Below are 3,902 nucleotides of genomic sequence, written 5' to 3'. Positions count from 1 at the left end.
GATGATTCTCTGGCCCTAATGAGTACCGCACCTTTGTAGCTTATCGTCCCTACGGGCTTAGTTGCTCCCGTATATTTACTCAGCATTGACAAAGGTCGGTTTTACCTGTTACTTCATTACATTTTATCGCATCGCTCGGTGGGGATTACTCTATATTATCTAATTCGCTCTATATTCTGTTTGGTTGTATAGCATTGACCAAATGATCCTTGCGAGTTTATTCGCGACAGCAACTGCAGCCTTATGCTTTCCTCTACGTTCAATCAACTTTTTCGCCCAGACAGACATTCGATCTGTACTTTTTTCAACATGACGTATGATAGACCAATCACCTTGAACAAGTAGGCGCCTTAGGTAGCTATTCCCACGCTTGGTGATTCTACCTAATTTTTGTTTTCCGCCACTTGAATGCTCTCGTGGCACAAGTCCTAAATTTGCGGCGAAATGACGGCCATTGTGGTATTGTGCACCGTTACCAGCAAAGGCAACCGCGGCCGTTGCTGTTATTTCAGCGACACCTTTTATTCCCATTAACCTGTGCACTTGGTCGTTCGACTTAGCTTGGTTTTTAATGTTTTTCTCTAAGTTTTTAATCATAACATCTAACTGTTGCCACTCTTCTAGAAGAGTCTGAAAGTATTGCCTCGCTAATTCTGTTAGACCGCTGTTAGGATCTTCTAAAAGATCAGGTATTGCTACTTTCAGTCGTTCTTTTCCTTGAGCAATAACAACACCGTATTCACTTAGTAGTCCTCTAATTTGATTAATTAAAGCAGTTCGTTGCCCTACATTTCTCTCACGGATTCGATGAGCCAAGATCATATCTGTTTGCTCAAGCGTTCTAGGTTGCACAAAAGTCAGGTTAGGTCTTAATGCTGCTTCACAAATCGCAAAGGCATCATTTCGGTCATTTTTATTCCCTTTAACAAAGGGCTTTACATGCTGTGGGGGGTATTAGTCGGACTTCAAACCCTTTCGATAATAACTCTCGTCCCCAATAATTCGAGCCACTACAGGCTTCCATCGCAATAATACTATCTGGATATTTAAGCAAAAAAGCCATGAGCTGCGAACGTCTTAATGCTCGGTTAAAAATAACCTTTCCAGCTTGGTTAATTCCACAAACTTGAAAAACATTTTTTGCTAAATCAATTCCGATTAGTGTAACTTTCATATTGGACACCTTTTGTTGGTATTGAACGCACACATTCAATATGGCGCTAATGACGCCTACTTTGCAAGAGGTGTCCATCCCATCATCCCTATAGGCTCAGACGAAAACATCCTTGTTTTCGATGGCTTTATTTGTATTCACACTGGGTTTTAAAAGCGATTTCCTTTCTTCGAGTCGAGTTTTTTGATCCTTTTCATGTATAAATGTCAGTTCGACGTGCGTATCTCTTGCTCAAAGAGGCGATTGGGTATTAAGCTTCGCTTAATGGAAGGATCGTGGATCCCCATCTGCATAAGTCAGTTTTCAAATGAAACTTGATCACATTTTCTTCTTTGTGATGAGTGAACTTATTTGATATAGATTAAGTGTGTTTGGATTACATTGGTTCAATTATATTTATTGCCGCCGCAGGCTAAGGTCGTGAGTTCCCATTCCTTCTTGTAATAAAGAGTGGGCCAAAGGGGATCAACAGCATCCCCCTTGGAACCCTATGCCGCCCCTAGCGAAGCAAAGCGCTTTATAATTCAAAGGACAAGAATAGTTATCGCCTCATATTCGCCGTCCGTGGCTCACCTAAGGCTATTTCGACATCCATTCCTCAATCACACTATTCTTTATTGAATTATCTCAGCTGCTTCGATGGGGGGATCCTTAAAAGCAAAATCAGGGTGTTTCTTTGAGTTCGAGGGACGGATAACTTTGTGAGTGACATCAAGTATTTCCACCTTGCTTTAGTTAAAAGTAAACATTTTGTTTACAAAAGTAATCTTGCAATGGTACTTTTGCTTGGCTGAAAGGCAGTGTGTTGGTGGTGTTTGTTTTCAAATAAAGTGCAGGGAAGAGCATTGGCTACTTTTTAAGTCGAGGGCGTGATGATCGCGAATGCGTGCTATAGATTAGCAGTGTACTCTAGTTTAAAAATAGTCAGCAGTTTGGAAGATTATCCTGCTGCTGTTGAATAAGCTGTTAAGTTCACCCCAGAGGCCTAATATGGAATCAAAAGACTTACACGGATTCGCTTCTGATCGACCAATTACAAAAGTAGAAGATGACTTGTTAGGTCGTTCCTGTTTTTCCTCTGACTTGGCAGATGCAATGGCAAGTTGGCAAGGAAACGATAGCTTGGTAGTAGCCCTACATGGTGACTGGGGATCAGGAAAATCTTCAATTAAAAATATGGCTCTATCTCGACTAGAGTCTATTACCGAAAACAAACCGGATATCATTCAATTTTCTCCATGGGAGTGGGCTGCGCAAGAAAAAATAACTGCTTCATTTTTTCAAGAAATATCAAAATCAATAGGTCGCAAAGATAAAAGCAAATCAGGGAAGAAATTAGCGGCTACCCTTAAAAAGTATGGACGTTATCTAAATACGGGGGAGACGGTAGTCTCAGGTCTTTCCTCCGCTCTTCCTACGCTATTCGTTCTTGCAACATGTGAAGTGGCATAGTTAATTTGGCCACCTAGTTAGAGGTTGATATTATGGCCTCATTATTATTTAGGTGATCGTATGACTAAGCGTATAAAACGTAATTTTACTCCCGAATTTAGATTAGAATCAGCACTATTGGTTGTTGAGCAAAACTATTCTGTTACTGAAGCTGCGAAAGCAATGGAAGTGGGCAAATCAACAATGGATAAGTGGGTTCGTCAACTTAGGGATGAACGTAATGGTGGAAAGTCCAAAGCGACTCCAATAACCCCTGAGCAGCTAAAAATTAGAGAGTTAGAGCGAAAAATACATCGGATGGAAAGAGAGAATGACATTCTAAAAAAGGCTACAGCTCTCTTGGTATCAGGCTCACTCAACGATTTGTAATGGTTGATAATATCAAGCAGAGCTATCCAGTAGCTGAGATTTGTTATGTGCTTGGCATTCATCGTAGTAGTTATCGTTATTGGCTCTCCACATCCAAAAAAATGAGCTTGAGTGAGATTAAGCTGCAAAGTGAAGTAAAAATAGCACATAAGGAAAGTAAAGGCTCAGCGGGTGCAAGAACCCTTTCAGGGATAGTCAGTCAGCGAGGTGTAAAATTGAGCCGTTATAGAGCGTCTAAGTTAATGAGACAATTTAATTTAGTGAGCTGTCAGATAAAGACTCATCGTTATAAAAAAACAGCGAATGAACATCTGGAGATCCCTAATACATTAGACAGACAATTTGCAGTACCAGAGCCAAACCAAGTTTGGTGTGGTGATGTGACGTACGTTTGGGCTGGAAATAGGTGGCTATACCTTGCAGTGATAATTGATTTATTTGCTAGGAAAGTGATTGGTTGGGCAGTATCAAAATCACCTGATTCAACATTAACGGGTAAGGCTCTTTCAATGGCATTTGCCATTAGAAAACAACCTAAAGGCGTAATGTTTCATTCAGATCAAGGTTGCCATTATACGAGTAAGCAATTTAGGCAATTATTGTGGCGATATCGGATAGAACAAAGTATGAGCAGGCGTGGTAATTGCTGGGATAACGCGCCAATGGAGCGATTTTTTAGAAGTTTTAAAACAGAATGGATGCCAAGAGCGGGCTTTACTTCATTTGATGAAGCGAATAGAGCGATAAGCCACTACATTGTTAGATATTACAATCAAGTTAGACCACATCAGTATAACGTGAGCGTCCGGCGAACTACGCCTTGCTTAGTTTAACGTGCCAGGGTAAGAGACTATTGAGGTCGCAGTTGGGAGAGGATAATTGTTCCAAACAGTGTGCGATATAATCG

Annotated in this window: 2 protein-coding genes and 1 pseudogene; 2 read left to right on the top strand and 1 reads right to left on the bottom strand. The window is 40.8% G+C overall.

What is annotated here, in order from left to right; all coding sequences use genetic code 11:
- Positions 1-159 precede the first annotated feature (159 nt).
- Positions 160-1,174, bottom strand: a pseudogene (locus tag L2764_RS26090) (IS110 family RNA-guided transposase).
- A 990-nt stretch (positions 1,175-2,164) separates the two neighbouring features.
- Here L2764_RS26090 and L2764_RS26085 point away from each other — a divergent pair.
- Together L2764_RS26085 and L2764_RS26080 are read left to right on the top strand one after the other, a co-directional pair.
- On the top strand, positions 2,165-2,626 hold the full coding sequence (locus L2764_RS26085) for a KAP family P-loop NTPase fold protein (RefSeq protein ID WP_248943263.1): 462 nt from the start codon (positions 2,165-2,167) through the stop codon (positions 2,624-2,626).
- 60 nt (positions 2,627-2,686) lie between these two features.
- Positions 2,687-3,828, top strand: a protein-coding gene (locus tag L2764_RS26080; RefSeq protein ID WP_248943262.1) for an IS3 family transposase whose coding sequence is annotated in 2 segments (ribosomal slippage) — positions 2,687-2,954 and positions 2,954-3,828 — 1,143 coding nt in all. Because the reading frame shifts where the segments join, the coding sequence is not laid out codon by codon here.
- Positions 3,829-3,902 lie beyond the last annotated feature (74 nt).

It is taken from the genome of Shewanella surugensis, assembly GCF_023284005.1.
In the GTDB taxonomy this organism is placed as follows: Bacteria; Pseudomonadota; Gammaproteobacteria; order Enterobacterales; family Shewanellaceae; genus Shewanella; species Shewanella surugensis.
Note: the sequence above shows the minus strand (reverse complement) of the source record. Positions and strands in the feature narration are given on the sequence as shown.

Coding starts and splice junctions, on each gene's coding strand:
- L2764_RS26085 (WP_248943263.1), top strand. CDS start 2,165: ATGGAATCAAAAGACTTACACGGATTCGCTTCTGATCGACCAATTACA.